We start from the raw sequence: 4,513 nt of genomic DNA, 5'->3' as shown, positions 1-4,513 counted from the left end.
CTGAAGAGTTTTTAATCAAAAAGGATTATTACAACAAATTAGCAAGATATGCCAAATTAAATAATGTCGATCTTAAATTTGCAATTTATTTTTCCAAATGGAATCAATGGGTTTTGGTTTCAATTGATGCCTTCGAAGAAGATAACGATTCGTTGACCATAGACTTACCTAAGGCTTTGATGATGTCGGAAATGTCCATGATTGGAGACATGATGATAGGCACTAGCCCCGATTTAGAGATACATTTTCTTGCTGATGAATTGGAAGCTAACGAAATCGCCCCTGATGGCCAAGCTTTTTTTACTATCCGAGACATCAAGTTATATTGTGCCGACAATGAAATTATGGATGCGTCAGAGAAAGGAATGGCATTTCATTTAATCCAATTTGGCAACTGGGTTGAGAAAGAAAGCGAGCCTATTGTTAAAGAAAATAAGCTTATGGGCGTGAAGTTAATTTTTACCCCCGAGAATCATACGGCAGAAAACTTTTCAATAATTGGATCATTGAGTTCCATAATCTCAAAAATGAATCGCGAATATACTGTTAAAAATGGAAAGGTTATTGCATTAGATATTAAGACTCCCAGTTTCATCTTCAATGTATTTTTAAACGAGAATTTTAAAGGACAGCATCTGCCATTATGGAGATTTGTCATACAGCCTAATTCAAACTGTAAAACTCAAAACGGTCAATAGCCTGCGTAGCCCGCGTAGGTCCGATTAGCGGAGCGTAATCGGACGCATGTTTAAAACCTAACCGAAGCCGATATTAAAAATGTAGCAAACCATGCCCAATTACCGACGCGCATTTATTCCAGGCGGAACTTGGTTTTTTACGGTGAATTTGCTGGAACGCAAAAACAACGATTTATTGGTTCGCGAAATCGATTTGTTACGTGAAACGGTGCGGACGGTACGAAAACGCCATCCGTTTCAAATCGATGCTTGGGTGGTGTTACCGGAACATATGCATGCGGTTTGGACGTTGCCACCGGGCGACGCGGATTTCAGCAAGCGTTGGCGATTGGTAAAAAGCGGTTTTTCGCGGGCGTTGCCGAAAACCGAGTATCGGGCGAATGTTCGGAAGATGGCTGGCGAGCGCGGCATTTGGCAACGGCATTTTTGGGAGCATTTGATTCGGGATGAAGCGGATTTCGAACGCCATGTGGATTACGTGCATGTAAATCCGGTTAAACATGGCTTGGTCGCTCGGGTTGCCGACTGGCCGTATTCCAGTTTTCATAGATATGTTGAAGGAGGCGTTTATCCGGAGAATTGGGGCGGTGATTTGGAGATTTCAATTGCCGGGGATGATTAACATGCGTCCGATTACGCTACGCTAATCGGACCTACCGGCTGAAACACCGGGGTTTTCCGCGTGGGCACGTAAAGCGTGTGCCCACCCTACGTTTGTTGGATTTTCCTTTATATTTCGGTAGGGTTTTTTTCCCCTGATGCCGCGCCGAGCACCGGAGGGTTTGGGCGGATCAGCCCGCAGGGGCGCGGCAGGGACGCCGCGCGTTTTTCGTAGGGGCTGGACGCCCCTTCGAAAAACCCCGCTCAAACCCTTCGGAGCGCAGGAGCAAAGCGGCATGGGGTGGCCTTTTCTTTGGTTTCTTTCTTTTGGCCAAACAAAAGAAAGAAACTCGGCCGTCGGGCCGAGACCCGACATTTAAAAACCCGTCGCGACAGCGACACAAATAACAGCAAAACAAAATGCTAAAACTCACCGAAACCACCAACACCAAAGAAACCCCGGACGACACCTTAACCCTCCCCTACGACGCCCGCCAAAAATCCCGCCAACCGGCAACCACGGAAGGCGGCCTGCAAGTCGGTGTGTTTTTACCCAGAGGACAAACGCTAAAACACGGTGCGGTACTCACCAATGGACAGGGTTTCAAAGTCAGAGTCGAAGCGGCACCGGAGCCTTTATCCATGGTGAAATGCGACGACCCGTTATTGTTCGCCCGCGCCTGCTACCACTTGGGCAACCGGCACGTGGCGTTGCAAATTCTGCCCGGCGAACTGCGGTTTTTGACCGACCACGTGCTGGATCAAATGTTGGTTGGGCTGGGTCTGACTGTCGAGCATCAAACCCTGCCGTTCCAACCGGAGGCCGGCGCCTACCATAGCCATAGTCATGGCCACTGATCTATCGTTGATACGGCTGTTGCAACTGGTCAGCCCCGGCCTGCCGATCGGCATGTACAGTTATTCGCAGGGATTTGAGCGTGCGGTCGACGACGGCTGGATTACCAACACCGACCAGGCGGCCGATTGGTTGCGGGGCGTGTTGACAAACGCGCTAAGCAGGGTCGACGCGCCAATATTGGCAAGGCTTTACGATGCTTGGACTAGAGGCGATGACGCAGCCGTGGCTTATTGGAGTAACACTTTGATAGCCTGCCGGGAAACCGCCGAGCTGCGCGCCGAGGACAGGCAAACCGGTCAGGCGCTGGCCCGCTTGTTGGTCAATCTGGAGTTGCCGGAAGCGCAAACTTGGCTACGCCATCCCGATGCGACGTTGGCGGGTTTGTTCGGTCTGGCGGCGGCGCGTTGGCAAATCGGCAAAACCGACGCCATGGCCGGCTACCTGTGGGGTTGGCTGGAAAATCAGGTGTTGTGCGCGGTCAAGCTGGTACCGTTGGGCCAGGTCGCCGGGCAGCGTTTACTGAAAGACTTGGCCGGCGACATACCCGCCTTGGTAAAGCAAGCCTTGAGTATGGCGGACGACGATATCGGCGGAAGTTGTTTCGGGCTGGCCTTGGCCAGCAGCCGGCATGAAATGCAATATTCGCGTTTGTTTCGTTCGTGAACCCGTGAATAAAATAAGTTAATCTCGATTCGCCGCTAGTGGAATTGAGGTTTGGCAAATTTCCCCCCGGATTACATCCGGGCTACTTAGGATGAAAATATGAACGCAAAACAAGTTTTACGAGTCGGCATAGGCGGCCCGGTCGGGTCCGGTAAAACGGCGCTGGTGGATGCCTTGTGCAAAAAAATGCGCGACCAGTTTCAGATCGGCGTGGTCACCAACGACATCTATACTCGCGAAGACCAGCAGTTTCTGATTCGCAGCCAGGCGCTGCCGGAGGAGCGAATCTTGGGCGTGGAAACCGGCGGCTGCCCGCATACCGCGATCCGGGAAGACGCCTCGATGAATCTGGCGGCGGTGTACGAATTGTGCGAACGCTGGCCGGAGCTGGACTTCGTGTTGGTGGAAAGCGGCGGCGACAACCTCAGCGCCACCTTCAGCCCGGAACTGGCCGATCTGACCATTTACGTGATCGACGTCTCGGCCGGCGACAAGATTCCCCGCAAGGGCGGCCCCGGCATCACCCGTTCGGATTTATTGGTGATCAACAAAATCGATCTGGCCCCGCATGTCGGCGCCTCGCTGGAGGTGATGAACCGGGACGCCAAAAAAATGCGCGGCGCCCGCCCGTTCGTGTTCAGCAATATCAAATCCGGCCAGGGCGTCAACGAAATCGCCAGCTTTATTGTCAACCAAGGTATGTTGGAGACCTAAACGTAGCGGGCACGATCATTGCTGTAAAACTATCTATAACTTTGGATTCTATTTTTTGATCCGTACTTTTTTGCACTATCCGGGCGGCGGCAATGGCTATCAGCGTTTTCGATATTTTTAAGATCGGCATAGGCCCATCGAGCTCGCATACCGTGGGGCCGATGCGGGCGGCCATGACGTTCGCCGGCAAATTGGAGCAGCAAGGTCTACTGCAAAGCACCCAGCGCTTGACCGTGGAGTTGTTCGGCTCGCTGGGCGCGACCGGCAAGGGCCACGGCAGCGACAAAGCCGTATTGTTGGGACTGGAAGGCGAAGCGCCGGACTTGATCGACCCGGCCATCATTCCGCAACGGCTGGCCGCCATCCGCGAAAGCGGCAGCGTGCGGCTGCTGCAGCGCTATCCCGTTTCTTTCAATGAAAAGACCGATTTGCTGTTCCAGCGCAAGTCCTTGCCGTATCACGCCAACGGCCTGCGTTTCACCGTTTTCGATGCATCCGGCGCCGAGTTGGTGCAAGCCGATTATTATTCGGTCGGCGGCGGCTTCGTGGTGACCGGTGCGGACGCCGCCGCCGACAAAATTACCCACGACGACGCCCGCCTGCCCTACCCCTTCAAAACCGGCGATGCCTTATTGAAATTGTGCGCCGCCCACCATAAACCGATCAGCGCGCTGATGCTGGACAACGAAAAGGCTTGGCAAAGCGAAACCGAAATTCGCGAAAATCTGCTGCAAATCTGGCGGGTCATGCAGGCTTGCGTCGAACGCGGCCTGCACCAGGAAGGCATCCTGCCGGGCGGCATGAAGGTAAAACGCCGGGCCGCCAATCTGTACCGGCAGTTGAGCGGCGAAATCCCCCGGCAGACGCCCAACCTGCCGGTGGGCACGATGGAATGGGTCAATCTGTTCGCGCTGGCGGTCAGCGAGGAAAATGCCGCCGGCGGCCGGGTGGTAACGGCGCCGACCAACGGCGCCGCCGG

6 protein-coding genes are annotated in these 4,513 nt (G+C 53.6%); all 6 read left to right on the top strand.

Features of this window, described 5'->3' with window-relative positions; translation table 11 throughout:
• On the top strand, positions 1-698 hold a 698-nt coding region (locus tag NP596_RS20020; protein WP_256617162.1), incomplete at its 5' end, for a hypothetical protein.
• 91 nt (positions 699-789) lie between these two features.
• A complete protein-coding gene (locus NP596_RS20015; protein ID WP_256617161.1) occupies positions 790-1,320 on the top strand; it encodes an REP-associated tyrosine transposase in 531 nt (176 codons plus the stop codon).
• Positions 1,321-1,718: 398 nt separating this feature from the next.
• Positions 1,719-2,156: an urease accessory protein UreE gene (gene ureE / locus NP596_RS20010; protein ID WP_256617160.1), complete on the top strand. Its 438-nt coding sequence runs from the start codon at positions 1,719-1,721 to the stop codon at positions 2,154-2,156.
• The gene (locus tag NP596_RS20005; RefSeq protein WP_256617159.1) at positions 2,146-2,820 is read left to right on the top strand and encodes an urease accessory protein UreF; all 675 of its coding nucleotides are present in this window, start codon (positions 2,146-2,148) and stop codon (positions 2,818-2,820) included. The genes ureE and NP596_RS20005 overlap by 11 nt, the downstream gene beginning before the upstream one ends.
• Before the next feature lie 99 nt (positions 2,821-2,919).
• Positions 2,920-3,534 (top strand): urease accessory protein UreG, encoded by a 615-nt coding sequence (gene ureG / locus NP596_RS20000; protein WP_256617158.1) that lies wholly within the window; start codon positions 2,920-2,922, stop codon positions 3,532-3,534.
• A 92-nt stretch (positions 3,535-3,626) separates the two neighbouring features.
• Positions 3,627-4,513, top strand: an 887-nt coding sequence (locus NP596_RS19995; RefSeq protein ID WP_256617157.1) for an L-serine ammonia-lyase, incomplete at its 3' end; no start/stop codon positions are given.

Source organism: Methylomonas rivi (genome assembly GCF_024505165.1).
In the GTDB taxonomy this organism is placed as follows: Bacteria; Pseudomonadota; Gammaproteobacteria; order Methylococcales; family Methylomonadaceae; genus Methylomonas; species Methylomonas rivi.
This window is presented reverse-complemented; position numbering and strand designations above follow the sequence as displayed.